The sequence below is a fragment of the Chryseobacterium sp. C39-AII1 genome (assembly GCF_039672645.1).
Classification (GTDB): Bacteria; Bacteroidota; Bacteroidia; order Flavobacteriales; family Weeksellaceae; genus Chryseobacterium.
The window spans coordinates 338,369-363,970 of record NZ_JBDFPQ010000002.1 but is presented as its reverse complement, the minus strand read 5'-3'; the positions used below and the strand labels follow the sequence as shown (position 1 = coordinate 363,970).

Genomic DNA, 25,602 nt, shown 5'->3' with positions numbered 1-25,602 from the left:
TAATTGAAATTATTGCTTGATTACTTTTTCGGAAGTTTTCGTTCCATCTGCAAATTCTACCTGTAATAAATAGGTTCCTTTTGGAAGCGCAGATAAGTCAGCTTTTGCAGTATCTGATTTTAATACAGATCTTCCTGTCATATCAGCAACTGTAGAAGATTTAACTTTTTTATCTGTTTTAATATTTACTTCTCCTCTTGTTGGATTAGGATAAACAGAAACTTCTGATTTTGATTTTGAAATTTCGTTGGTAGCAAGAACTGAACCTAAAACTTGTACATCATCAATAGAAACAATATCAGCGTCCGCAGCAACATAACGGAATCTAACTCTTACATTTGACTGTGTACTGTATGCTGAAAGACTTACCTGTACTTGTACAATGTTTAGGTTGTAAAGATCGGTGTCTTCATCTCCATCTCCATCATCTATAAACCCTGTTTCATCATCTTCATTCCAAACGGTAGTCCAAGTTGTTCCTCCATCAGTTGAAATCTGAGCTAATAGGTCTCCGGCATCCTGTGCAATCATATAAGAGTAACCCACAACTGCTTTAAATCTTAAAACAGGGCTGGCTGTTCCTACTAAGCTAAATGCTGGGCTTACTAAATCTGCAGTATTAGATGCTGCTGTCCAGTTGACAGATGCTGATTTGGTTCCGGCAATTGTATATTCTGCTTGACCAGCTGCATTGAAGTTAACTGTTGTGAAGTCCCATGGTCTTGTTGATACTGTTGAAGATCTAGTCCATCCTGTAGGTGGAAAAGTTGTTCCTTCAAAATTTTCATTTAGCAATGTTTGTGCGCTACCAAAGAAAGAAGATAGTAATGTTAAAGATAGTAGAATTCTTTTCATAATATTTTTTTATAAAATTAATAAAAAATATTGATTTAATATTGTGATTTGGTGAAAAAAGAGTGTTAAAATTGATTTTTTGATCTATGAACTACAAGAAAGCATAGAGCATCCCGAAACATCATCATATTTTGAAGGACGTTTTTTAGAAAACTCAGGGTAGATTTCTTCGTATGGATTTTCTAAAGCTTTTGTTAACTTTTCTAAAAGTTCTGTTTTTCCGATAGTAATTTCTTCAATACATTCAAAAAGTAAATAATTCCGCAGAATGAATTTCGGATTTGTCTTTTTCATCAGTTCAAGAGACTCTTCCTTTGAGATTGAATTTTTTTCAAGACGTTTTTGATAGGCTGTTAAAAAATGATCTAGCTTGGAAAGTTTTTCCTCATCCAATAATAGATAAGAAACATTTTCAAACTGAGATTTTAAATCAGCTGTATGATCAAATCTTTCCAGTTGAGTGAAAAATAAAGTGTAATCCAACTGCAATTCCTGCATCAAGCCTTGCCAATTGGTGAAGAAATCTTCATCCTCTTTTAAAAGTTCATCAAAACCAAATTTTTTACAAAGCATCTGGTCGTGGGCATTCCAGAAATAATCTCCGAAATCGTTTAATGTTTTTTCTAAAAACTGTTCATCCTTAATAATTGGATGAAGTGCATTGGCAAGCTGCCAAAGATTCCACTGTGCAATCTGGCCTTGTTTTCCAAAAGCATATCTTCTGCCAGGCAGATCGGTTGTATTTGGAGTAAAATTCAGATCATATTCATCCATCATTGAATATGGGCCGTAATCGATCGATAATCCCAAAATTGACATATTATCGGTATTCATTACGCCATGTACAAATCCTACGCGATACCATTCCACCATAAGATCGGCGGTTCTTTTACAAATGTCTGAAAAGAAGTCTTTGTATTTTTGAGTTCCCTCGGAAGTTATTTCTTTAAAGTAATTTTCAATGGTAAAATCAACTAAATCGATCAAAGTATTGAGCTCTCTTTGCGCAGACATCAATTCAAAATGTCCGAAACGAAGAAAACTTTCTGCGGTTCTTACAACAACGGCTCCTTTTTCCGCTTTTGGATCTCCGCTGTACATGATGTCTCTTACCACATCTTCTCCCGTGAATGATAAACTTAATGCTCTCGTGGTCGGAATTCCTAAATGAAACATGGCTTCACTCATCAGGTATTCGCGAACAGAAGACCTCAACACGGCTCTTCCGTCAGCATGTCGCGAGTAAGGGGTTGCTCCGGCGCCTTTCCATTGGATTTCGTTTTTCTGGCCATGGTTATTGGTAATTTCTCCGGCTAAGATTGCTCTTCCGTCGCCCAATTGTCCTGCCCAGTTTCCAAACTGATGTCCGGCATAGGCTGTTGCATAGGTTTTTATATTTTCAGGCAAATTGTTTCCAACTAAAAAATCAAGATCTTTTTCTTCAAATTGACCCAATCCGATTTCTTCTGAAAGTTTTTCGTTAAAAGCAATCAGTTTAGGATGATTAAAGCCAACAGGTGAAACGGTGGAAAATAAAACTTTTGGCGTGTTTCTCTGCAGGGTATTTCCCGAAAAATCTCCCGGAAATATTTTTATAAAGGGTTGTTGAATGTTTTCAATTTTCATAATCTCAAAGATAGTGATAATAAAAAAAGACCTTTCAATTTGTTTGAAAGGTCTGATGTATTTCTAAAAGAGAATTTATTTATTAAAATCTATTTCTTCAGAAGTGTTTAAATTCTCGTTTACGTTGTCTTCTTTTTTACCTGAATTATTTTTCGGAATAGGATCTACGGGTCTCGGATTTTTGATCTCGTCGATTGTCTGAAGACCTCCATCGTCTCCATAACCTCCGCCAATTCCTTTTAATCCTGAACAGCCGTCTTTCCATTCAGATGGTTTGATGAATTTATCGTCTGGTGAAACGCCTAGTGTTTTATCTGCCCAGACTTTTTTCATATAGATCGCCCAGATTGGTAATGCCATTTTCGCACCCTGACCTTCACCGGTTCCAAAGAAGTGGGTTGCTCTGTCTTCCCAGCCTACCCAAGCTCCTGTTGCTAGTTTTGGAGTAATCCCCATAAACCAACCATCGGAGTTGTTCTGTGTAGTACCTGTTTTTGCTGCAATTTCCACTGCTTTTGAGATTCCTCTTCTTCCCAATTCTCCGGAAGCTGTTCCGTATTGTGCCACACCCTTCATCAATTCGATCATCGTGTAAGCATACAGCGGATTCATTACTTCTTTCGGTTCTACATTTACTTCTTTAATCACTCTACCATTGGCATCTTCAATTCTCCAGATCATTTCCGGTTTATTGTGGTTACCATAGTTGGCAAACGTACTGTAAGCACCAAGCATTTCAAAAATTGTAATATCTGACGAACCTAATGCAATTGTATTGTTTCTAGGGATGTCTTCCGTTACTCCTAAATCTCTTGCCGTTTGAATTACTGCATCAACACCTGTCATTTCGATAAGCCTTGCTGCGATCGGGTTTTGAGAGTGTGCTAAACCATCTTTTAAAGTTAACATTCCCCCTCTTCCCGGAACGTGCCATCCTTTATGATCGTAAGTTGCGTTGGAAACTGCTGAACAAGGTGTCATTCCTAGTTTCATAATAGCTGTAGCATATACGAAAGGTTTGAATGTGGAACCAACCTGTCTTTTTCCTTGTTTGATGTGATCGTATTGAAAATGTTGCCAGTCGATACCTCCAACCCAAGCTTTAATTTCACCAGTTCCCGGAACCATAGACATCAAACCTGCCTGAGCAATTTGTTTGTGATATCTGATAGAGTCCCAAGGAGACATTTCAACCTCTTCTTCTCCACCCCAAGTGAAACGAGATGTTTTGATTGGCTTATGGAATTCCAATAAGATTGAATCTTCAGAAACTCCTGCCGCTTTCAACTGCTTGTAACGCCCGGTTCTTTTCATCGCCTGAGTCATTACATCGTTTACCTGTTTATTGGTTAGGTAATAGAAAGGTCTGTTTTTTCTGCCTCTTTGTTCGGCATCAAATCTTTTTTGAAGATCTGTTAAATGTTCACGGATTGCTTCTTCTGCATACTTCTGCATTTTAGAATCAAGCGTCACATATATTTTTAAACCGTCTTTGTAAAGGTTTAATTTTTTACCGGTTTGTTTTTCGTAATCTTTAAGATAATTATCAATCTCTTTTCTTAGATAAAACTTATAATAAGCAGAATAATCATCACTGATATTTTTGATCGGGTGATAATCTAATGCGATAGGCGTAGCCGATGCTTTATCAAAAGTAGCCTGATCGATATATCCTGTTTTCAACATTTGATCTAATACAACATCCCTTCTGGTTTTTGCCCTTTCCGGGTTTCTCATCGGGTTGTTCTTTACCGGGTTTTCAAGCATGGCCACAAACATGGCTGCTTCAGGTAAAGTAAGTTCAGATGTCTTTTTATTAAAGTATATTTTTGAAGCCATTTCAACCCCGTTTGCATTGTATAAAAAGTCAAACTTGTTGAAATACAAAGTTACGATTTCTTCTTTGGTATATCTTTTCTCAAGGCTTACAGCCACAACCCATTCTTTAAGCTTTTGGAAAGCTCTTTGGAATTTGTTTTGAGAAGCTCCTCCAGTGAAAAGCAATTTCGCCAACTGCTGAGTGATAGTAGAACCACCACCTCGTTTACCTCCATAAACAACGGCTCTGGCAACAGATTGTAAATCTACTCCTGAATGTTCCTTAAAACGCTCATCTTCCTTTGCCTGTAATGCATAAACCAAAAACGGTGGAAGCTCTTTATAAGTAATCGGCTGAGTTTTTTCTTTCTCAAATTTACCTAAAAGCTTACCATCTGAAGAGTAGATCTCCGAGGCAACGTAGATGTCCGGATTTTCAAGTTCCTTTACATCGGGCATTTCTCCAAGAAAACCTTGGGAAACCGCAAAGAAAAGTCCTGAAATTCCTAAAACTACAACAATGAGCCCAAGCCATACAAGCCTTACCCACTTTTTCCAGGAGCTGTCTTTCTTTTTTTTAGGAGGAAGCGGAAATTTTTTTCCTTTGCTTCCGGCATTTTGTTTGTTTACTTCCATGTAGGGTTACGGTTTAGCCGTTTCTATTTTTACTCCAATATCTTCAATTCCGGGAAGGTTATCGTTTCTCATGGCCTGTACCAAGCCAATCTCGTACTTTCCTTTTGCCGGAAATTTATAATTCAGTTTATACTGAAAAAGAGTTTCCTTCGTGTCACCAAATCCTGTACCAAGCCATTCTCCGTTGGGTTTAGCCAAAACATAGTTCATTGTATCGGTCTCTTTTTTCTTCGTTTGAAGATTCGTGAAATTGACAATGAATCTTATATTGCTGTAAGGATATTCATTGTTATTTCTTACAACAAATATAATATTTTTAGGATTCTGCGGATCTGAAATTTCAAGATTAAATTTTTGTTCACTCTTCTTATCCCATTTATTATCAACGGAATTCATCGTTACTTCTCCTTCTGAGGAAGAATTACAGCTAAAGAAAAGGATAAGGGTAAATAATCCTAAAATTTTACGCATTATTATCTTTTTTTGGAGGAAACTTCTTTTTGAATTTTTTCTTGTTTGGATTTGGTTTTTTCTCAGAATCAGAAGACGCTGTTTCTACCTTTTCCACTTGAGCTTTCGGCTGTTGAGGCTTTTGCTGTCTTGGCTGATTGTTGGATTGAGCATTCGCGTCCGGTCTGTCCTGTTTCTCCTGTCTTTCCGGACGAGGTTGTTTCGCCGGTCTGTCAGATCTTTCTGGTCTTTCAGCTCTCTCAGGACGATCGGTTCTTTCTGAACGCTCTTGTCTTTCAGGTCGGTTATTTGGTCTTGTATTTCTATTTTGACCTTGCTGCTGACCTTGATTATTCTGATTATTGTTCGGTCTGTTTTGATTTCTATTTTTGTTATTTCCTCTGTTTTTCTTTTCGAATCGGTCAACACTGTTTTCCTGAATCAAATCGATGGTTGCCAAAGGAATATCCGGTTGCTTTAAATCTTCAAGAGGAAGCGTTTTCTCGCCTCTTTTATTTTTAGCAATCAGTTTTTTAACCAAATCAATATCAAAGTCATACCAAGCCATAGAGCTATCTACATAGGCAAACCACATTTTCTTTTTGAAAACGTCGATTTTAATACAAAAAGCTCTTCCTTTCTCAGTATCCAACATAGTGGATGAAGACGGGAAGTTGCTTAAAGCATCCAAATAGCTGTCTAATTCGTAGTTTAGACAACATTTCAATTTACCACATTGCCCAGCCAATTTTTGAGGATTGATGCTCAATTGCTGATATCTTGCCACATTGGTATTTACCGATCTGAAATCTGTTAACCATGTAGAACAGCAAAGTTCTCTTCCGCAAGATCCGATTCCGCCTACTTTCGCTGCTTCCTGTCTGAAACCGATCTGTTTCATATCGATCTTCGTACGGAAGGCACCCGCATATTCTTTAATCAACATTCTGAAATCTACACGATTATCAGCGGTATAATAAAACGTAACTTTAGAGGCATCACCTTGATATTCAACATCTGTGATCTTCATTTCAAGACCCAGCCTGTGAGCTATCTTTCTTGCGTCGATCTTTACGTTGTCTTCTTTTTTTCTTGCTTCCTGCCATACCTCAAGATCTTTTTGGTTGGCCTGTCTGTATATTTTAAGGGCAGATTCTTCAGAAAATTTCTTCTTTTTCATCTGAATCTTTACCAATTCGCCGGTGAGACTTACCACACCTACATCATGTCCGGGGCTAGATTCTACTGTTATTACACTACCTATATGTAATGGGATATTATTTACATTTTTATAAAACGATTTTCTGTCATTTTTAAATCTAACTTCCACAAAATCACACCTGTTCGATGCGGGATTGTTGATGTTAGAAAGCCAGTCAAAAACACTTAATTTATAACTATTACCACAGGTATTTACATTTTCACAGCCATTCGCGGTTTTCTTGGGACCGCAAGAATGTGCAGAATCGCCGGATGTTTTACATCCACAACTCATATATTATATATTTAATCTTGCAAATTTATGATTTTTATCTTTATGAGGTCTAAAATAATCAAATATTAAGAAACTCAATTGTTTAATATTAAACAATTGATAAGGGTATTAACTTAATTTTTATTAAATATTTAATAATGATTGTTTTAGGTGTAATTCAAGCATAGATATTATTTTAAACATAATTTTCTTTGGCTATAATGTTTAAAAATTTAAGATTTATTAACAGGTGTAACTAAAATAATTTTATATTTGGGTTATATAATAATAGTCTATGAAAAAAATCTTAGTATCAACTGCATTATTGGCGGGTGTTTTATCTTACGCGGGAGGCTTCAGGGTATCTTTGCAAGGGGTAAAGCAATTGGCAATGGCACACACGAGTGCGCATGCTGAGGATGCGAGTGTAGCATTCTTCAACCCGGCGGGTATGTCTTTCATTCCTTCCAAGTTTAGTATAGCGGTAGGAGGTTTTGCGGCAGGTAACAAAGTGACTTTCCAAAATACGAATACGCTACAAAGTACAGAAACGGATAATCCTATCGGAACTCCGCTTTACGCTGCAATTGCCTACAGACCAGTAGACAAATTATCTGTTGGTTTTAGTTTTTCTACACCTTTTGGTAGTACAATACAATATCCATCAGATTGGGAAGGAAAAGAAATGGTGCAGAAGCTAGAGCTTAAAAGTTTCTTCTTCCAGCCAATGATCTCTTATAGATTCAATGAATGGTTTGCGTTTGGGGCAAGCTATATCTATGCAAGAGGAGATGTGAAATGGGATAAGGCTATTACTCAATTCGGAGGACAGCTAAATCTTGACAGCAAAGCCAGCGGACACGGTTATGGATTCGGTTTCTACTTCAGACCAGATCCTAAATTGGATGTAAGTATTGCTTACCGTTCACCAGTTGATATGAAGGCTAAAGACGGAAAGGCTACCTTCAGCTTCCCGACATCTACAATTTATCCATTATTAGGTTTAGATGCATCAGGGAAAGATAGTTTTACCGCAACTTTGCCTTTGGTAGAAGAATATACGGTAGGTTTAACCTATAAAATTACACCAAAATGGTTGGTTTCGGCAGATTTTAATTACCACGGTTGGGAAAGATACAGTCAGTTGACGTTAGATTTTGGTCAGGCTCCTGTTGGAAATTCACCATCAGATCCTACGAAGTCTATTTCTCCTAAAAACTTTAAGAATTCTAAAACATTCAGATTAGGAACGCAGTATGCATTCACAGATATGATCTATGGTCGTTTAGGTGCTTATTATGATGAAGCTCCGTACACCGAAGAGAATTTCATTCCTGAAACACCTTCTTATAATACTTATGTAATTACTGGTGGTGTTGGATTTAAATTGAAACAATTCGGAGTAGATTTAGCAGGAGGATATGCAATGCCTCAGGCAAGAGATGTAAAAAATGCGAACTTAGGATTTTACGGACAATCCACAGCGACTGCATTTTATGTAGGTTTAGGTTTATCTTATAACCCTTTTTAATTGAAAGACTATGAAAAAAATTATAATTTCTACAATCGCTGTTTCTGCGTTACTATTCACAACGAGTTGCGAGCATGATTTTGATACAGACGTAAAAGATGTTGTTGTAAGTAAGGGTGAAGCAGATTTTAAAACCTATGTAGCATTAGGAAACTCTTTGACGTCAGGTTACAGAGACGGAGCGCTCTATGCAGACGGGCAGAATGAATCTTACCCTTCCATGATTGCCCAGCAGATGAAACTAGTAGGCGGTGGAGATTTCAAGCAGCCTATGATGCCGGATAATAACGGAGGTTTGCTTTTAAATGTTGGTGGAAGCACCAATCTTCAGATTGCAAATACTAAACTTTATATTGACAGTTTTATTAACGGTTCGCCCGATTTAAAAAATGCTAATAATAATGTTGCAACTACGTTAACGAATACGGTTCTTACAGGGCCTTTCAATAATATGGGAGTTCCGGGAGCGAAAGTGGCGCATTTGTTAGCTCCGGGATACGGAAATGTAACGGGGGTAATTGCGAAAACTGCGAATCCTTATTTTGTAAGATTTGCTTCCACTCCAACAACTTCGGTTATTGCTGATTTTAAGAAGCAAAGTCCTACATTCTTTTCTTTATGGATTGGGAATAACGATGCTTTATTATATGCTTTAGCAGGAGCAGATCCTTCTGTTGAAACATTAACTCCTCCGGCGATGTTTGCTCAATATTATAATGCTTTGATTGCTGAAATTGCGACTACTAATGCGAAAGGAGTTGTTGCTAATATTCCTAGTGTGACGTCTATTCCTTCATTAACTACAATTCCTACAAATCCTTTAACTGCTGCAGTTTTAGGTAACGGAAATGTTGCGGCCGGAGAAGCGAATATTGATAATTTAAATGCAAGTTTATACGGGCCTTTAAATCAAATTTTAACAGCATTTGGAGCTGGAGACAGAATTAAACCTCTTTCTAAAACAGCGGCAAATCCTCTGTTGATTAAAGATGAAACGTTGCCAGATCTTAAAGTTCAGATTACGGCTGCTGCGGCTGCTTCAGGAAATGCTCAGTTGGTGGCTTTGGCTACTTATCTTGGGAATACTTACGGGCAGGCAAGACAGGCAAAAGCTGGAGATTTGGTTCCTTTAACAACAAAAGCAGAAATTGGAAAAGCTGAACCTACTGCTTTAGCTGCGCTTTCTGCAAAAGGAGTTGCTTATCCGTTTGCCGATAAATACATTTTGATTCCTTCTGAAATTGCAGATATCAATACAGCTATTGATGCTTATAATGTGACTATTAAGGCTGCAGCGGCTTCAAAAGGATATGCTTTTGTGGATGCTAATAAGAAAATGAACGAGCTTGGTTCTAAATCTGGAGTTTATTGGGATGGTGTGAAATATACGGCTAGTTTCGTAACTGGTGGTGCATTCTCTTTAGATGGAGTTCACCTTACCGGTAGAGGGTATGCTATTATTGCCAATGAATTTATAAAATCAATCAACGCGACTTATAAATCTACATTACCACAGGTAAATGCGAACAATTATTCAGGTATAAAATTCCCGTAATAATTGATAAAATAAAAACTTAGAAACCACAGGATAGATTCTTGTGGTTTTTTTTTAAATTTGCAAAATCTTTTAAAAAGTAAAAATGGCCGATCAGTTAAGTTATCTATTTTGCACAAGAACGAGTAAGGACTTGGCAGAAAAAATTGCCCATCACTATGGGAAAGAATTAGGAAAAATCAACTTTCAGACGTTCAGCGACGGTGAATTTGAACCCGTTTTAGACGAATCTGTAAGAGGTGGAAGAGTATTCCTAATCGGATCTACATTCCCTCCAGCAGACAATTTGTTAGAACTTCTTTTAATGATTGATGCTGCGAAAAGGGCTTCTGCTAAGAGCATCACAGTAGTACTTCCTTACTTCGGACTTGCAAGACAAGACAGAAAAGACAAACCAAGAGCCCCAATCGGAGCGAAATTGGTGGCAAATCTTCTGACTGCTGCAGGTGCAACAAGAGTAATGACGATGGATCTTCACGCAGACCAAATCCAAGGGTTCTTCGAAATTCCGGTAGATCATTTGTATGCATCTACAATTTTCGTAGACTACATCAGAGATTTAAATCTTGAAAATCTTACCATCGCTTCTCCGGATATGGGAGGTGCAAAAAGAGCGAAAAACTATGCGGGACACCTTGGTGCAGATGTAGTAATTGCTTACAAAGAAAGAAAAAAGGCAAACGTTGTAGAAGAAATGTTCCTTATTGGTGATGTAGTTGGAAAGAACGTGATCCTTATTGATGATATGATTGATACGGCGGGTACATTGTGCAAAGCTGCAGATATCTTAATGGAAAAAGGGGCAAAATCGGTAAGAGCAATGGCTACTCACGGAGTGCTTTCAGGGAAGGCTTACGATAATATTGAGAACTCAAAATTATTGGAAGTTATTGTAACTGACTCAATTCCTGTGAAAAATAATTTGTCATCTAAAATAAAAGTGCTATCTTGCGCCCCATTATTTGCGGACGTTATGAAGATGGTTCATGAGCATCAATCAATTAGCAGTAAATTTGTTATTTAATTGATATTTAGAAGTTTGCAAATTTAAATTGAAACAATTTTTTAAATTTTTTATAAATGAAATCTATTACAATTCAAGGTACAAAAAGAGAAAGCGTGGGCAAAAAGTCTACAAAAGCTTTACGTGATGCTGAATTAGTTCCTTGTGTTGTTTACGGAGGTGCAGAACCATTGAACTTCTCTGCTGAAGAGAGAGCTTTCAAAGGTTTGGTATATACTCCAGAAGCACACACGGTATCTATTGAAATCGACGGACAGGTAATTCCTGCTGTTCTTCAAGATATTCAGTTCCACCCAATTACAGACAAAATTCTTCACGTTGATTTCTATCAATTAGCTGACGATAAGCCAGTTGTTATGGAAGTTCCTGTAAGAATCACTGGTCGTTCTAAAGGTGTTGTAGCTGGTGGTGTTTTACGTCAGTCTTTCAGAAAATTGAAAGTAAAAGCTATTCCTGCAAACTTGCCAGATGAGGTAGTTGTAGATGTTACTCCATTAAGAATTGGTAACAAACTTTACATCGGAGGTATCAAAACTGAAGGATATTCTTTCATGCACCCAGACAATGCAGTTGTTGTAGCTGTTAAGATGTCTAGAAATGCAATGAAAGGTGGGGCAGCAGCTCAGGATGATGAGGATGAAGATGAAGTTGCAGCTGAAGGAGAAGCTCCGGCAGCAGAAGAAACTGCAGCAGAATAAGAATTACTTATTTGAAAATATGAAACCTGTCAATTTTTTGGCAGGTTTTTTTTATGATTAAAAATTAAATATTTCACTTCAAAATAATACGAACCCTTTTATAAGTGAAACGCCTTTGTGAACCAAAAAACATAAAGTAATCAAAATCTTTGTGCTCTTAGTGTTCAAAATAACAATTTCAGTTAAAAAAAATTCATAGCTATCATTCGCTAAGTAAAACGCCCTTGCGAACGTAAATATTCACAATAAAATTATCCATTTCTAGCAACCTTTAGCGTTAAATATATAAAGTATATTTCACATCGAATCTTTCTATCAACTTACAACAAGCAACTCTCAACTACAATCCGAAAAAAAGCCGTAAATTTGAAGTGTTCTAAATAAGAGCGTTTTAATTTAAAATTGTAATAAATGTTTGACATTCAGGAAATCAGAAGTCAGTTTTCTATATTAGATCAGAAGGTGAACGGTAAGCCGTTGGTTTACCTAGACAATGCAGCAACATCTCAAAAACCGAACTCCGTTTTAGAAGTTTGGAATCAATATTATACAGAGCTTAACGCCAACGTACATAGAGGAATTCATACTTTGAGTCAATTGGCAACCGAAGAAATGGAACTTTCAAGAAGAAAGATTCAGAAATTCATTAATGCTAAACATGATTTCGAAGTCATTTTTACGAAAGGAACAACAGAAGGATTAAACCTCATCGCTTATATTTTAACGCAAAAATTAAAAAAAGACGATGAAATTATCATTTCTTATCTTGAACATCACTCGAATATCGTTCCGTGGCAAATGCTTTGTGAAAGAACCGGAGCGAAACTAAGAGTAATTCCAATCGACAAAAACGGAATTCTTCAATTAGATAAATTTGATGAATTTTTAAGTGAAAAAACTAAAATTGTTTCTGTTAATCAGGTTTCAAATGCATTGGGAATTGTAAACCCGATCGAAGAAATCATTGCAAAAACAAGAAAAAATACAAGCGCATATATCGTTATCGATGGTGCACAATCTGCCCCTCACTTTACGATTGATGTTCAAAAAATGGATTGCGATTTCTTCGTGTTTTCAGGGCATAAAATGTACGCTCCGATGGGAACTGGTGTATTATACGGAAAAGAGGAGGTTCTTGAAGATTTACCGCCTTTCCATGGAGGAGGAGAGATGATTGCAACGTGTTCTTTTGATGGAACAACGTATGCAGGACTTCCTTTCAAATTCGAAGCAGGAACACCAAATGTAGGTGGAAATATTGCTTTAGGAGTTGCAATTGATTTCATTCAGAAAGTAGGGCAGGAAAATATTCAAAATCATGAAAATGCTTTATTGGAATATGCCCAAAGACAACTTTTAGAAATTGAAGGAATTAAAATCTACGGTGAAAAAGCCAATAGAACAGGTGTTGTTTCTTTCAATCTTGAAGGCATCGGAATTGCTTCTGACGTCGGAATGATTTTAGATAAACTAGGTATCGCTGTAAGAACTGGACATCACTGTACACAGCCAATTATGGATTTCTTTAATATTGCAGGAACGGTAAGAGCAAGTTTTGCGGTTTATAATACTTTCAATGAAATTGATTTGCTGGTGGAAGGTGTGAAAAAAGCTCAGAAAATGTTATCATAAAACAATGATTATATAAATTGACCTCCTGATATTTAGGAGCTTTTTGTTTTAATATGTTGTTTAGATTGATTTTAAATAATAGATATTAACAATTAATAAAATTTGAAAATTTATTCTCTGTAGTTGTAAGACTTGATTTAATTTTGTTCAGTCTAAATATCAAATATGGATTTAATTGAAAAGCTAAACTGGAGATTTGCCACTAAAGCAATGAACGGTCAAAAAGTACCACAGGAAAAAGTGGATAAAATATTGGAAGCGGCTAGATTAGCGCCTACTTCAAGCGGTCTTCAACCTTTCGAGATCATCGTGGTGACGAATCAGGAGATTAAAGAGCAGATCAGACCTCACGCTTGGAATCAGCCACAAATAACGGATTGCTCGCATCTTTTGGTTTTTGCCGCCTGGGATAATTATACGGAAGAAAGAATCAATAAAATGTTTGATTTAACCAATGATATCAGAGGTTTCAAAAACGAAGGCTGGGAAAATTACAGACAAATGTTATTGGGAATGTATCCTCAAAGATCGGCTGAAGAAAACTTCACACACGCAGCAAAACAAGCTTATATTGGTTTTGGAGCAGCAATTATCGCAGCAGCTTTCGAAGAGGTAGATACAACGCCAATGGAAGGATTCGTCCCTGAAGAAGTGGATGCTATTTTAAACTTAAAAGAAAAAGGTCTGAAAAGTGTTCTGTTGTTGCCAATTGGTTACAGAGACGCTTCGAATGACTGGCTGGTAAACCTTACGAAAGTGAGAAAACCGAAAGAAGATTTCATTACTGAAATCAACTAATTATTAATTAATTTACATATAGAAACCACCCTTTCAATTACTGAAAGGGTGGTTGTATTTTATGTAAGAAAAAAAAATCTGCGTCATCTGCAAAATCTGCGAGAATTAAAACTGCGTAGTTGGTTTCCAATCCACCACCGCTCGGATAAATGCTTCTGCATTTTCCAAAGGAATATTTGGTAAAATTCCATGTCCTAAATTTGCAATATATCGGTCTTTTCCAAAACGGTTAATCATTTCCGTCACCATTTTTTTAATGGTTTCAGGAGTCGAATGCAATCTTGCAGGATCAAAATTTCCCTGAAGCGTCATCGTATGATTCGTCAGTGTTCTTGCAAATTCCGGCTTAATCGTCCAGTCAACACCTAAAGCTGAAACCGGAGATTGTACCATATCTTCCAAAGCAAACCAACATCCTTTTCCGAAAACTACAACGTGTGTCAACGGGCTTAAAGCTTCAACAATCTGGTTGATATATTTCCAAGAGAATTCCTGATAATCAGCCGGAGAAAGCATTCCGCCCCAAGAATCGAAAACCTGAACGGCAGAAACACCTTTTTCAACTTTTCTCTTCAAATAAGCAATTGTAGTATCTGTAATTTTCTGTAATAACAAATGTGCCGCTTCCGGTTGTTGGAAACAAAAAGATTTAGCAATATCAAAAGCTTTACTTCCTTTTCCTTCTACGCAATAGCAAAGAATCGTCCAAGGTGAACCTGCAAAACCGATCAGTGGAATTTCGTTGTCTAATTTCTGTAAAGTCAGTTCAATCGCATCAAAAACGTAGCCTAAAGTATCATTCACATTCGGAACTGCAACATTTTGCACATCTTCCATTGTTCTGATCGGATTATCCAACCAAGGACCCACGTTTTCCTTCATCTTGAAATCAATCCCCATCGCTTGCGGAACTACCAAAATATCAGAGAACAAAATCGCAGCATCCAAAGGGTATCTTCTGATGGGTTGTACCGTGATTTCGGAAGCCAATTCCGGAGTCTGACATCTTGTGAAGAAATCATATTTATCGCGCAGCGCAATGAATTCCGGCAAATATCTTCCGGCTTGTCTCATCATCCAAACGGGTGGTCTTTCTACGGTTTCTCCGCGAAGTGCTTTTAAATACAGGTCGTTTTTAATCATAACTTATTAGACTAATATTGCCAAGAATGACAATTAAAATATATCAATTTTTGTTTACAATTTCCCTTTTATCAGATCCAGAACGGAAGTCAAATTGTTTCCTTCTGAAGTAAAAACAGGTTTTGAAGTATGCTTTCTCAACTCTTGGGAAGTGGTTTCGCCAATCGAAAAAAGCATCATATCCTGTAGAGAATTTTGTTTTGCAAAACTACGAACTCCGCTCGGACTAAAAAATACAGCAGCATGATATTTTTCAGTTATTATAGGATTGGTTTCTTCGGTATTGTAAACGGTAACTTTTTTATATTGAATGTTTTGCAGTGGAAGGTCATTATCCAGCACGTTAATCGCTAAGTTTCCGCAAAAATGAATAAAGCTTTCGTGCTGGCAGTTTCCGATGATAAATCTAGAAAGTGTTTCCGCGTTTTTTAATACTTTAAAAGTTCCGAAACCGTGTTTTCTGAGTTCACGTTTTGTTTTTTCGCCAACGCAATAGATTTTATTGTAATTTTTTGCCGTAAAATCTTCATTGGGATGAAATCCGTTTTTAAAAAAAGAAATAATGCCGTTTACACTGGTAAAGATTAGAGAATGGTTCTTAAGATCAAATGAATCCACTTGCATAGGAGTGGTTTTAATTACCTCAACACAATCAACCGAAACTTCTTCTCCCAAAGATTTAGAGATAACAGCTGGGTCTATATTTTTGGTAAATAAAATCTTCATTATGGTTTGTCTTTTAAATGTAAATCGGAGACTAAAAGTCTTACTTTATTCATAAAATCTTTTCCCGGATCTTCTTTTATGGTGAAATAATTAGGATCTGTCTCTTTCCAAAGCTTGGAATTTCTGAAAGCTCCGTATTCCGAATGCCCGATGAGATATTCTATATTATATTTCTTGGTTAAATATCTTACCAATTGCGCATTGGCGGTAATTTGCTGTTCGGTGAGTGGTTGTTTTTTACTTCCGATGTTTTCAATCCCGATAGCGCAATAATTTAAACCAATGGTATGTCTCGCAAACATGTTGGGTTCCATCAGCTGATAAATCGTTCCGTCTCTGTCGATAATATATTGTGAGGAAACATTCAGCGTACTTTGTTTTTTCAAAGTATTTCTGGCGCTTTCTAGATGGGTTTTATTAAAATATTTAAAATTGGTTTCCACCGTTCCGCCCGCTGTATAATGAAGAACGATCATTTTTGGCGAAATGGTTGCTGTATTTTGGGTAATATTATAATGAGATTTAAGATAATCGATGCTTAAATTTACCCTTTCGGAAGAATAATTTATTGGCTTTTTAATAATTTCGGGATCACCTTTTTGAGCGTATGTAAAACCTACGATCGATAAAAATAAAAAGCAAATAATATTCTTCATAAACTTATTAACTTATTTAGGATATTGATAATGCCCGGTAATAGTGAATTTAAAAAGGCAATCTTCAATCACCTGTCCGGCGCCGATATTATGTACAATTAAATATCTTTTCCCGTCTGCCGATTTTTTATTCACCACAATTCCGATGTGGGTTAAATTTCCGGGTAAAAGCCAGGTTACAATGTCTCCCGGAACATAAAGTTCAGGGTTGGTTTCTATTGACTTTGATTTTCCAAATTTAGCAAAGAAAATTCTCAAATTCGGAACTCGGCGATGATCGATGTTCGTATCCGGCTTTTTCAGTCCCCAGGTTTTCGGATAGGCTGAAAAATTTTTCGCCATATCTTCATGCACTTCCTTCTGAAGATCAATTCCTAATTTTCGATATGCCCGAATCACAACATCGGTGCAAACGCCTTTATCTTTCGGAACATCTCCGTTCGGATAATTAATGACGAAATAAGCAGGATCGTATGAAACCTTGTCTTTTGTTAAGCTTAACGCTGCGGCAGATAATTTCTGAGCAAACTGATTTTGCGCTTTAGCAGTAAAAGCACAATATATAATGATAAGAATAGTGAAATACTTTCTCATTATGCACGAAATTTAAGGTCAATGATTTTAAATCTGGCTTTTAATCTCAGCCATTAATTCTTTCCCGCCATTTTCAAGAACAATTTTTGCAAACTTTTTCCCGAAATTTTCTTCTTCATTATAAACGAAACTTTCATCAGTCGCGATGCAGTTTTTACCGTCTAATGAGCAAAGTGCCGCCTTGAAGCGAATCTGATCTTCAAAGATCTCAGCAAAAGCCCCAATTGGTGCTGTACAACCGCCTTCCAGCGTATTCAGGAAATTTCTTTCCATTTCTACGCAAATTTGGGTTGGCTTATGGTTGATTGAGCTAAGGATTTCGTTAATTTCAGGTTTGTCTGAATGTCCTGCAACTGCGATTACTCCTTGTGAAGGCGCCGGAATTAAAAACGGAAGCATTTCATGATCAATGTCCATTTTCATTCTTTTGATACCCGCCAAAGATAAGATGGTTGCATCAAAATCGCCATCTTCAAGCTTCTGAAGACGCGTCTGTATATTTCCACGGATATCAGAAAATTCAGCATTCGGAAAATTCTTTAGCCAAAACGCCCTTCTTCTCAAGCTGCTTGTTGCCAGTTTAAGCTCGTGGAATTCTTTATTTTTTGCAGATTCTTTTCTGATGAGAACATCCTGAGGGAAATCTCTTTCCAGATAAGCAATCAGTTCTATTTTTTCGGGAAGTACGGTAGGTACGTCTTTTAGAGAATGCACAGCAATGTCGATCTCGTCATTCAGTAATGCGATATCAAGATCTCTGGTGAAAACTCCCGTGATTCCTAAAGAGTAAAGCGGCTGAGTAAGATTTTTATCACCCGAAGATACAATAGGAACAATTTCCGTTAAATAATTATTATTTTGAAGATGCCTCGCAACTTCTCTCGCCTGCCAAAGGGCAAGTGCGGAATTTCTGGTTCCGATTCTAATGCTTTTCATTGAATTCGTTGTTTGGTTGTTCAACTAATATTTCGTGCATTAATTTACTAATTTCTTCGGCTTTTAACGGATTATCTATTATATATTTTGCAAAACGGTTGGTGATTTTCTGAATCATTTTGTCGGAAAGTTCCATGTCCGTGATGTTTATGTATTTATTTTTTCTGTAAAAATTGTGCATTTCGTTGCGTTCCATATTCTTTAAAACCGCTTTGAAATGATGAATATTTGGTGCCAGCTTTCTTTTTTTCTCCCATTCCAGAAAGTCTTTCGTCATTTCCTTGATGATCTTCTCTGCTTTCGGAATTTCTTTTTCTCTTTGCTGAATGGTTTCCTGAATTTGTTTTGAAAGTTCATCAACATCAATCAAGGTTACATTTTCATTTTCCGTCACATTTTTTTCAACGTTATTCGGAATTGAAAGATCAATTACCAAAGTTTCTTTTCCGTTCGGGAAGTGAGATTTGTTAACAATCGGGTGTTTAGCTCCGGTAGCTACAATAAGAATATCGGTGCTTTTTAATTCCTGATCAAAATCTGCATAATTAATATTCGGAATATTGTACTTTTCAGAAATCTTGGCCGCCGTCTCCTGAGTTCTGTTGGCAATTTTAATTTTTGGCTGATAAACATGTTTTACCAAATTTTCAACCGTATTTTGTCCGATTTCCCCAACGCCTAATAAAAGAATGTTTTTCTCGGCAATTCTTTTCTGGCTATTTAAAATATAATGAACAGCTGCGTAAGAAACAGAAGCTGCTCCGTTGGAGATTCCCGTTTCGTTTTTTATTCTTTTTGAAATCTGAATCGCAGAATTGATAGATCGCTCCAAATAAGGATTAGAATTTTTTCTTTCTTTTTTGAAACGTGCGTATGCTTTTTTTATCTGTCCGATAATTTCGAAATCTCCAATAATCTGGCTTTCCAGACCTGCCGCCACTCTGAATAGATGGGTGAGCGCTTCTTCTTTTGTTAAAATATTGGCAAACTGAAGAAAATCCATCAGATTTACGCCAATGGTTTTGCAATATTCTTCGGCAACTAAAAGATAATTGGGAGAAGTGGTGTAGATTTCGGTTCTGTTACATGTGGAAACCACGAATGCATCCCCTAAATCTTCATTATGAATTCGGGTAACAAAGTTTTTGATGTTTTCATCAAAGAAAGCAAATTTACCTCTCGTTTCTACATCAGCTTTTTCGTAGCTAATAGAAAGTACGGCAAAATTCGACGTTTGATGTATGTTGGAATACTGTAACATAAGCGGGGCAAATTTACATCTTTTTTAATAAATTATTTTCTGATACTGTATATGATAATTATCGTAAAAAACTATTTTGGGATGGTTCTAAATAGCGGAAAGCGCAATTTCATTTTTGATATTTAAGCATCGCAATTTTTATTAGTTTTTGTTAAAAAATTTAAGGATAAAGGCGTTATCTTATCATTAAATTTACCTGCTTTTTAGCAGATTTAATTCTCTACAGGGCGAATGTTAAATTTAGTTTAAATCAAAGTTCGTAAATATCTAAAGTAAAAGTTAATAGAATATTAGAAATTTTAATAAAATTTTAACCAAATTATATGCTTGTGGAATTTCTTTAGTAGCCTTAAATTTATATCTTTGTAAATCTTTAAAAAATCAGAAGGAAAATATGAGTTTATTCGATATGTTTACGCAAGAAATTGCGATAGACCTTGGTACTGCCAACACCCTAATTATCCATAATAATAAAATTGTTATAGATCAGCCGTCAATTGTTGCAATTGAGCGTTCTACGGGTAGGCCGATTGCCGTCGGGGAGCAGGCGAAGCATATGCAGGGTAAAACTCACGAGGATATTAAAACGATTCGCCCGTTGAAAGATGGGGTAATTGCAGATTTCCACGCTTCTGAGCACATGATTAAAGAATTTATCAAAAAAATTCCTGGAATTAAAGGTAAATTTATTCAACCTGCGTTGAGAATTGTTATCTGTATTCCTTCTGGTATCACTGAGGTTGAAAAGAGAGCGGTAAGAGATTCTGCTCAGAAAGTAAACGCTAAAGAAGTGCGTTTGATCTACGAACCAATGGCTGCGGCAATAGGAGTTGGTATCGACGTTCAGAAACCTGAAGGGAACATGATTATCGACATAGGTGGTGGTACTACAGAAATTGCTGTGGTAGCTTTGGGAGGTATCGTGTGTGACAAATCTGTGAAAATTGCAGGTGACGTGTTTACAAATGACATCGCTTATTACTTGAGAACTCATCACAACTTATACATTGGAGAAAGAACGGCTGAGAGAATTAAAATCGAAGTAGGTTCTGCTGTTGAAGATCTTGATGTAGATATCGAAGATATTCCGGTACAAGGTAGAGACCTTATCACTGGGAAGCCAAAAGAAATCATGGTCGGGTACAAAGAGATTGCAAGAGCATTAGACAAATCGATCATCAGAATTGAAGATGCGGTAATGGAAACTCTTTCTCTTACGCCTCCGGAATTGGCAGCCGATATTTACAAAACAGGTATTTATCTTGCTGGTGGTGGTGCTTTATTGAGAGGTCTTGCGGATAGATTACACAAAAAAACTGGTCTTCCTGTATTTGTTGCAGAAGATCCGTTGAGAGCTGTAGTTCGCGGAACAGGTATCGCACTTAAGAATATGGATAAATTCAATTTCTTAATTAAATAATACTAACTTTTACGAATACACATCTGAATGGGATTTTTGCTGAGATTATTTTCAAAGAATGCGTTATTTGTCTTCTTTATATTCCTGCAAATTATTGCTCTTGTTCTGATATTCTCTAAAAACTCTATGCAGAAATCATGGATTGCGGGCCAATCGGCTGCGGTGAATTCATGGGTTTCGGGATATATTGATGAGGGGGTTTCGTACCTTAAGCTAAAGCAGATAAACGAAGATCTTGTTGCTCAAAACAAAGATCTTATGGTGAAGCTTTACGGAAAGCAAGGTGCTGCAGATCCTCAATTCAGAAAAGTTCATGATACATTAGGAGGAGGGCAAATTTTTACATTTGTAGATGGAGAGATTGTTTTCAACAGTATCAATAGAAGAAACAATTATTTTACAATAAACAGAGGTAGGAGAGATGGTGTATTTCCTCAGATGGGTGTTATGGCACCACGAGGAATTGCGGGTATCGTTATTAATTCTACCGATAGCTACGCCTTGGTTCAGTCGGTTTTAAGTGTAAATAAAATCAGAATTAATGCGGCGCTTAAAAACTCCGGATATTTTGGAACGTTAACCTGGAATGGAGATAATTCCAGAGTAATGCACTTGGCTGATATTCCTAAATATGTGGCTTTGAAAGTAGGAGATACCGTAGAAACAGACGGCAAATCTGCTATTTTCCCGAAAGGTGTAATGATTGGAACAATTGCTGGATATTCCGTTGATAATAAAACAGGTTTCTGGGATATTTCAGTGGAATTGAGTGAAAAAATGGGCGCTTTGAACAAGGTTTTCGTTGTTAAAAATCTTAAAAAAGCTGAGGTTCAAAAGATTCAAGATACAATGCAGGCTGTAATAAAAAAGGAAAATGATTAGTAGAACATTATTTACCGACATATTGATCATGATTTTCTTGGTGGCATTACAAGTTTTTGTATTGTACAAGATTACCCTTTTTGGAAAATATACTCCGGTGCTGTATCCTGTGTTTGTAATGTTTTATCCTTTTTTCAGGAACAAATTTCAATTTTTGGCATTAAGCTTTTTGATTGGTTTAGCGGTGGATTCATTCCTTTATTCATGGGGAATCAATGCATTTGCGACAACTCTTATTGCTTATTTCAGAACATTGATCTTCAGAACATCTACAGATACTTCTACAGATTTCTTTTCATTTCAGTCTTTACAGTGGTCGCAGTTTTTGCTGTTCCTCTTTTCGAGTATCTTCCTGCATCAGCTGTTGGTGCAGTACATCGAATTCTTCAAGTTTAGCCGATTTTTTGAAATATTACTTAATGTGTTGGTGACTAGTATAATTTCCTTTATATTTATCATTATTTACGCATTAATATTTAAGATCAAACAAAAAGTTTGAAAAGAAGAGTTTGAACACACGTTATTTAAAAGTTTTCTCCGTTCTCGTTGTCATCGCCCTTATTTTTGTGGCGAGGCTTGCGTATTTACAATTATTTACAGACCGATATGCCTTAAACGCGGCCAATACATCCATTAAAACCGAATATGTAATTCCGCAACGTGGAGTTATTTTCGACAGAAATGGTAAAATTATGGTTGGAAATCAGCCTGCTTACGAAATTTCTTTCACTCAGGCCTTGATGAAACCTGATTTTGATACATTGGCTTTCTGTAGTTTAATGAAAATCTCAAAACCTGATTTTATTAAGAAAATCGATCTTATTAAAAAAGAAAAATATTATTCTAAACTGACTCCGATGACTTTTCTAAAAGATTTAAGCAGAGAAGATATTGCCAGAGTTCAAGAGATTATATTTAAATATCCGGCATTTAGCATCGTTCAGCGTCCGCAAAGGGAATATGAAGTTTCAACTTCTGGTAACCTTTTGGGATATACGAGTGAAGTGAATGAAAGAGAAATTAAAAAAGATTCAACCTATTATCTTCCGGGTGACCTCATCGGTAAAACGGGAATTGAAAAGGCTTACGAAAAAGACCTTCGTGGGGTAAAAGGAGTAAAGTATATTCAGAAAGATATCAAGCTTAGAAATGTTGGTCCTTATAAAAACGGAACATTAGATAAAGATGTTATTACCGGAAAAGATATTACGTTAACCATTGATTACGATCTTCAGAGAACCGCTGAAGAAATGTTGGTGAATAAGCATGGCGCTATTGTCGCTTTAGATCCTAATAACGGTGAAGTTCTGGTTGCAGCAACCGGTCCGGATATCGATCCTAATCTTTTCACAGGTCCTAACAAATCAAAAAATCTATACGCTTTATCAAAAGATACCATTTACGAGAATAAGCCTACTTTCGACCGTTCTTTGCAGGCGGGTTATCCTCCGGGATCTACCTTCAAATTGCTGACGGCTTTGGCGGCGATGCAAATGGGAGTAATGACCGATAAAACTATTTTTCCTTGCGGCGGCGGATTTTTCTATAAAGGAAAAAGAATTAAAGGTCACGGGGGGGCAGATCCTCTGATTCCTTCGATTCAGGTTTCCAGTAATTGTTTCTTCACTTATGCATTTATCGCGATCATTAAAAAATATCCCGGAAATCCTTCCAAAGGGGTAGATGAATGGAAAAAGATCATGAGCAGCTTTGGCGTTGGTGAGTTTTTAAATAACGACTTCGCGGTAGGAGCAAAAGGAAGAATTCCTTCGGGTGATTTTTATGAGAAAAGGTTTAAAGCCATCATGAAAGCGAGCGGATCGCAAAGAAAAGATTTTAAAGACTGGGACGAAATGTCAACCGGAGCTATTTACAACGGAATGGGGCAGGGTGATGTTTTGGTAACGCCTATTCAGTTAGCCAATTATGTTGGAGCAATTGCTAACCGAGGTTGGTATTATACCCCTCACATCGTAAAATCAATTGATGGAAAACCAAATCCTGATCCGAGATTTAAAGTTAAACATCAAACACTGGTAGATCCAAAATATTTTGAACCTGTTTTAAAAGGTATGGAAGCTGTAGTGTTAAGAGGAACAGCAAGAGGATTGAAGTCTAATGACTTTACTCAATTGGCAAAAACGGGTACTGCACAGGTTCCGCAAGGAAAAGATAACTCTATTTTTGTATTGATTGCTCCTGCTGAAAAACCGAAAATTGTGGTAGTTGCCGTGATGGAACATGCGGGATTTGGAGCCACTTGGGCAGGTCCGGCGTGTACAGTAATTGCTGAAAAATATATTACCGGAGATCTGAAACGTGAGAATCTTTACAAGAAAATGATTACTTCGAGTTTCATGCCTGAATACAAAAGGCAGTGGATCTTCGATTTGAAACGTAAAGGTCTTTATGTAGATCCGAAACCGGATTCTATTAAACTGAAAAGAATACAGGATAGCTTAAAATTCATCAAAGAACAAAAAGCTAAACTGCAGAAAAAAATAGACGAGGAAACTAAGAATACAAAAAACACTACAAAACCTGCTAAGAAATGAAATGGACGGAAGGAATAGATAAATTAGGTCTCGGTCTTTATTTCGTGCTTTGCATTTTTGCGATTGCAAATATTTATAGTGTAGACCAGAAATTAGGGGAAAAACAATTGATTTTCTTTTGCATTTCTGTTTTTGTCGGACTGATTATTTTTGTCGGGAGAAGTAAGTTTTTCGAAAATATGTCGGGAATTATTTATATCGGAGGTGTTCTGCTTCTGATTGGGCTTTTCCCTTTTGGTAAAGAAATTCTCGGACAGAAAAACTGGTACAAATTCGGAAGTTTTACCATGCAGCCTGTTGAGTTTGCTAAAATCGGGACGGCTTTAATGTTGGCGAATTATGTTTCAGGCCCGGAATTTAATCTGAAAAATAACAAATCTCTTTTAACAACATTAGCTATTGTAGGAATTCCGGCGGCGGTTGTATTGGCAATTCCCGATGTGGGTTCTATGTTGGTTTTCATTGCATTTTTTATCGCCTTATATCGAGAGGGATTAAATGGTTTGCTATTTGGAATCGGATTCCTTTTTGCAGGCGTTTTCCTTGTTTCTTTGGCGGTTCCTCCAATTTATGTTGTGCTTACGATTTTAGTGATTGCAGGCGGTTGGATCGCGATGAATTATTATAAAATGTCCTGGAATGTTATTTCTATTTCAAGTATTGCAGGTTCTATTTTAATTCTTTGTGGCTTGGCTTTCGGCTCACCGTTTATTTTGGAAAAACTGCCTAAACACCAAAGAGAAAGAATTGAGGTTCTTTATAAAGGGGAAAAGGCTTTTAGAGACACCTCTGGTTATAACTTACTATATTCTAAAACTGCGATCGGTTCTGGTGGACTTCTAGGTAAAGGATATCGTGAAGGTTCCGTTACACAAGGGAAATTCGTTCCTGAGCAGGAAACCGATTATATTTTCTGTACCGTGGGTGAAGAATGGGGTTTTGTAGGAAGCGCTGTTCTGATTCTTTGCTATATGGTCTTCATTGGCAGAATTTATTACCTCGCAGAAAAACAGAAATCCGCTTTTAATCGTGTTTTTGGGTATTGCTTTGCTTCGATCCTTCTCATGCACTTTTCCATCAATTTAGGAATGGTAATGGGGCTTTTCCCGACCGTTGGTATTCCGTTGCCGTATTTTAGTTATGGTGGAAGTTCTTTGCTTGCCTTCTCGATGATGACTTTTATTTTCTTTAAACTGAATTATTCGGATAAAAATAGTTTGGTTTAAAAGGCTTGAAGTTGGAAACGGGATGATGGATGTTTACAATCATTCTGTTTTAAAGTTTTTAGACAAAAATCAGCGCAATCTGCAAAATCAGCGAGAAAAATTGTAA

22 protein-coding genes are annotated in these 25,602 nt (G+C 36.8%); 11 read left to right on the top strand and 11 right to left on the bottom strand.

The genetic code is table 11. From position 1 onward, the window contains the following. Positions 1-9 precede the first annotated feature (9 nt). The 5 genes from ABEG63_RS04460 to ricT form a co-directional block, all read right to left on the bottom strand. The gene (locus ABEG63_RS04460; RefSeq protein WP_346583268.1) at positions 10-855 is read right to left on the bottom strand and encodes a T9SS type A sorting domain-containing protein; all 846 of its coding nucleotides are present in this window, start codon (positions 853-855) and stop codon (positions 10-12) included. Positions 856-939: 84 nt separating this feature from the next. Continuing rightward, positions 940-2,481, bottom strand: a complete 1,542-nt coding sequence (locus ABEG63_RS04455; RefSeq protein ID WP_346583266.1) for a protein adenylyltransferase SelO family protein — start codon at positions 2,479-2,481, stop codon at positions 940-942. A gap of 75 nt (positions 2,482-2,556) precedes the next feature. Then, a complete protein-coding gene (locus tag ABEG63_RS04450) occupies positions 2,557-4,935 on the bottom strand; it encodes a transglycosylase domain-containing protein (RefSeq protein ID WP_346583264.1) in 2,379 nt (792 codons plus the stop codon). Between the two features lie 6 nt (positions 4,936-4,941). Then, positions 4,942-5,406, bottom strand: coding sequence for a gliding motility lipoprotein GldH (locus tag ABEG63_RS04445; protein ID WP_312391848.1), 465 nt, complete (start codon positions 5,404-5,406; stop codon positions 4,942-4,944). Next, on the bottom strand, positions 5,399-6,880 hold the full coding sequence (gene ricT, locus ABEG63_RS04440; protein WP_346583262.1) for a regulatory iron-sulfur-containing complex subunit RicT: 1,482 nt from the start codon (positions 6,878-6,880) through the stop codon (positions 5,399-5,401). The genes ABEG63_RS04445 and ricT overlap by 8 nt, the downstream gene beginning before the upstream one ends. Positions 6,881-7,154: 274 nt before the next feature. On the opposite strand from ricT, the gene ABEG63_RS04435 reads away from it, so the two are divergent. The 6 genes from ABEG63_RS04435 (at position 7,155) to ABEG63_RS04410 (ending at position 14,097) form a co-directional block, all read left to right on the top strand. Then, a complete protein-coding gene (locus ABEG63_RS04435) occupies positions 7,155-8,390 on the top strand; it encodes an outer membrane protein transport protein (RefSeq protein ID WP_267403321.1) in 1,236 nt (411 codons plus the stop codon). 10 nt (positions 8,391-8,400) lie between these two features. Beyond that, positions 8,401-9,945, top strand: a complete 1,545-nt coding sequence (locus ABEG63_RS04430; protein WP_346583260.1) for a G-D-S-L family lipolytic protein — start codon at positions 8,401-8,403, stop codon at positions 9,943-9,945. A gap of 85 nt (positions 9,946-10,030) precedes the next feature. Continuing rightward, entirely contained in the window at positions 10,031-10,969 is a 939-nt protein-coding gene (locus ABEG63_RS04425; protein WP_267403319.1) for a ribose-phosphate pyrophosphokinase, read from the top strand. A gap of 56 nt (positions 10,970-11,025) precedes the next feature. After that, positions 11,026-11,667: a 50S ribosomal protein L25/general stress protein Ctc gene (locus ABEG63_RS04420; RefSeq protein ID WP_346583259.1), complete on the top strand. Its 642-nt coding sequence runs from the start codon at positions 11,026-11,028 to the stop codon at positions 11,665-11,667. 411 nt (positions 11,668-12,078) lie between these two features. After that, on the top strand, positions 12,079-13,299 hold the full coding sequence (locus ABEG63_RS04415) for a cysteine desulfurase (RefSeq protein WP_346583257.1): 1,221 nt from the start codon (positions 12,079-12,081) through the stop codon (positions 13,297-13,299). A gap of 165 nt (positions 13,300-13,464) precedes the next feature. Continuing rightward, positions 13,465-14,097: a nitroreductase family protein gene (locus ABEG63_RS04410; protein ID WP_346583255.1), complete on the top strand. Its 633-nt coding sequence runs from the start codon at positions 13,465-13,467 to the stop codon at positions 14,095-14,097. 105 nt (positions 14,098-14,202) lie between these two features. Here the strand turns inward: ABEG63_RS04410 and hemE are convergent, their stop codons facing one another. Genes hemE through hemA form a run of 6 tightly spaced genes read right to left on the bottom strand, consistent with a single transcriptional unit; the run spans position 14,203 to position 19,413 of the window. Next, the gene (gene hemE, locus ABEG63_RS04405) at positions 14,203-15,240 is read right to left on the bottom strand and encodes a uroporphyrinogen decarboxylase (RefSeq protein ID WP_346583253.1); all 1,038 of its coding nucleotides are present in this window, start codon (positions 15,238-15,240) and stop codon (positions 14,203-14,205) included. A 54-nt stretch (positions 15,241-15,294) separates the two neighbouring features. Continuing rightward, positions 15,295-15,966, bottom strand: coding sequence for a uroporphyrinogen-III synthase (locus ABEG63_RS04400; protein WP_346583252.1), 672 nt, complete (start codon positions 15,964-15,966; stop codon positions 15,295-15,297). Further along, entirely contained in the window at positions 15,966-16,622 is a 657-nt protein-coding gene (locus ABEG63_RS04395; protein WP_346583251.1) for a peptidoglycan recognition family protein, read from the bottom strand. Before ABEG63_RS04395 ends, ABEG63_RS04400 begins: the two co-directional genes overlap by 1 nt. Before the next feature lie 12 nt (positions 16,623-16,634). Further along, positions 16,635-17,216, bottom strand: coding sequence for a DUF1287 domain-containing protein (locus ABEG63_RS04390; protein WP_346583249.1), 582 nt, complete (start codon positions 17,214-17,216; stop codon positions 16,635-16,637). Positions 17,217-17,243: 27 nt separating this feature from the next. Next, a complete protein-coding gene (hemC, locus tag ABEG63_RS04385; protein ID WP_312391923.1) occupies positions 17,244-18,152 on the bottom strand; it encodes a hydroxymethylbilane synthase in 909 nt (302 codons plus the stop codon). Next, positions 18,139-19,413: a glutamyl-tRNA reductase gene (gene hemA / locus ABEG63_RS04380; RefSeq protein WP_346583247.1), complete on the bottom strand. Its 1,275-nt coding sequence runs from the start codon at positions 19,411-19,413 to the stop codon at positions 18,139-18,141. Before hemA ends, hemC begins: the two co-directional genes overlap by 14 nt. A 394-nt stretch (positions 19,414-19,807) precedes the next feature. Here hemA and ABEG63_RS04375 point away from each other — a divergent pair, with 394 nt between their 5' ends. Genes ABEG63_RS04375 through rodA form a run of 5 tightly spaced genes read left to right on the top strand, consistent with a single transcriptional unit; the run spans position 19,808 to position 25,496 of the window. Next, complete coding sequence (locus ABEG63_RS04375; RefSeq protein WP_027381028.1) at positions 19,808-20,833, top strand: rod shape-determining protein; 1,026 nt, start codon at positions 19,808-19,810, stop codon at positions 20,831-20,833. Between the two features lie 27 nt (positions 20,834-20,860). Beyond that, complete coding sequence (mreC, locus tag ABEG63_RS04370) at positions 20,861-21,715, top strand: rod shape-determining protein MreC (protein WP_346583245.1); 855 nt, start codon at positions 20,861-20,863, stop codon at positions 21,713-21,715. After that, a complete protein-coding gene (locus ABEG63_RS04365) occupies positions 21,708-22,214 on the top strand; it encodes a rod shape-determining protein MreD (RefSeq protein ID WP_267403281.1) in 507 nt (168 codons plus the stop codon). Before mreC ends, ABEG63_RS04365 begins: the two co-directional genes overlap by 8 nt. A gap of 10 nt (positions 22,215-22,224) precedes the next feature. Then, positions 22,225-24,270, top strand: a complete 2,046-nt coding sequence (locus ABEG63_RS04360) for a penicillin-binding transpeptidase domain-containing protein (protein WP_346583244.1) — start codon at positions 22,225-22,227, stop codon at positions 24,268-24,270. Beyond that, on the top strand, positions 24,267-25,496 hold the full coding sequence (gene rodA / locus ABEG63_RS04355; protein ID WP_346583241.1) for a rod shape-determining protein RodA: 1,230 nt from the start codon (positions 24,267-24,269) through the stop codon (positions 25,494-25,496). Before ABEG63_RS04360 ends, rodA begins: the two co-directional genes overlap by 4 nt. The last annotated feature ends 106 nt before the right edge of the window (positions 25,497-25,602 follow it).

Excerpts from the sequence above, each read along its gene's own strand:
- ABEG63_RS04460 (WP_346583268.1), bottom strand. The coding sequence starts at position 855 with ATGAAAAGAATTCTACTATCTTTAACATTACTATCTTCTTTCTTTGGT.
- ABEG63_RS04455 (WP_346583266.1), bottom strand. The coding sequence starts at position 2,481 with ATGAAAATTGAAAACATTCAACAACCCTTTATAAAAATATTTCCGGGA.
- ABEG63_RS04450 (WP_346583264.1), bottom strand. The coding sequence starts at position 4,935 with ATGGAAGTAAACAAACAAAATGCCGGAAGCAAAGGAAAAAAATTTCCG.
- ABEG63_RS04445 (WP_312391848.1), bottom strand. The coding sequence starts at position 5,406 with ATGCGTAAAATTTTAGGATTATTTACCCTTATCCTTTTCTTTAGCTGT.
- ricT (WP_346583262.1), bottom strand. The coding sequence starts at position 6,880 with ATGAGTTGTGGATGTAAAACATCCGGCGATTCTGCACATTCTTGCGGT.
- ABEG63_RS04435 (WP_267403321.1), top strand. The coding sequence starts at position 7,155 with ATGAAAAAAATCTTAGTATCAACTGCATTATTGGCGGGTGTTTTATCT.
- ABEG63_RS04430 (WP_346583260.1), top strand. The coding sequence starts at position 8,401 with ATGAAAAAAATTATAATTTCTACAATCGCTGTTTCTGCGTTACTATTC.
- ABEG63_RS04425 (WP_267403319.1), top strand. The coding sequence starts at position 10,031 with ATGGCCGATCAGTTAAGTTATCTATTTTGCACAAGAACGAGTAAGGAC.
- ABEG63_RS04420 (WP_346583259.1), top strand. The coding sequence starts at position 11,026 with ATGAAATCTATTACAATTCAAGGTACAAAAAGAGAAAGCGTGGGCAAA.
- ABEG63_RS04415 (WP_346583257.1), top strand. The coding sequence starts at position 12,079 with ATGTTTGACATTCAGGAAATCAGAAGTCAGTTTTCTATATTAGATCAG.
- ABEG63_RS04410 (WP_346583255.1), top strand. The coding sequence starts at position 13,465 with ATGGATTTAATTGAAAAGCTAAACTGGAGATTTGCCACTAAAGCAATG.
- hemE (WP_346583253.1), bottom strand. The coding sequence starts at position 15,240 with ATGATTAAAAACGACCTGTATTTAAAAGCACTTCGCGGAGAAACCGTA.
- ABEG63_RS04400 (WP_346583252.1), bottom strand. The coding sequence starts at position 15,966 with ATGAAGATTTTATTTACCAAAAATATAGACCCAGCTGTTATCTCTAAA.
- ABEG63_RS04395 (WP_346583251.1), bottom strand. The coding sequence starts at position 16,622 with ATGAAGAATATTATTTGCTTTTTATTTTTATCGATCGTAGGTTTTACA.
- ABEG63_RS04390 (WP_346583249.1), bottom strand. The coding sequence starts at position 17,216 with ATGAGAAAGTATTTCACTATTCTTATCATTATATATTGTGCTTTTACT.
- hemC (WP_312391923.1), bottom strand. The coding sequence starts at position 18,152 with ATGAAAAGCATTAGAATCGGAACCAGAAATTCCGCACTTGCCCTTTGG.
- hemA (WP_346583247.1), bottom strand. The coding sequence starts at position 19,413 with ATGTTACAGTATTCCAACATACATCAAACGTCGAATTTTGCCGTACTT.
- ABEG63_RS04375 (WP_027381028.1), top strand. The coding sequence starts at position 19,808 with ATGAGTTTATTCGATATGTTTACGCAAGAAATTGCGATAGACCTTGGT.
- mreC (WP_346583245.1), top strand. The coding sequence starts at position 20,861 with ATGGGATTTTTGCTGAGATTATTTTCAAAGAATGCGTTATTTGTCTTC.
- ABEG63_RS04365 (WP_267403281.1), top strand. The coding sequence starts at position 21,708 with ATGATTAGTAGAACATTATTTACCGACATATTGATCATGATTTTCTTG.
- rodA (WP_346583241.1), top strand. The coding sequence starts at position 24,267 with ATGAAATGGACGGAAGGAATAGATAAATTAGGTCTCGGTCTTTATTTC.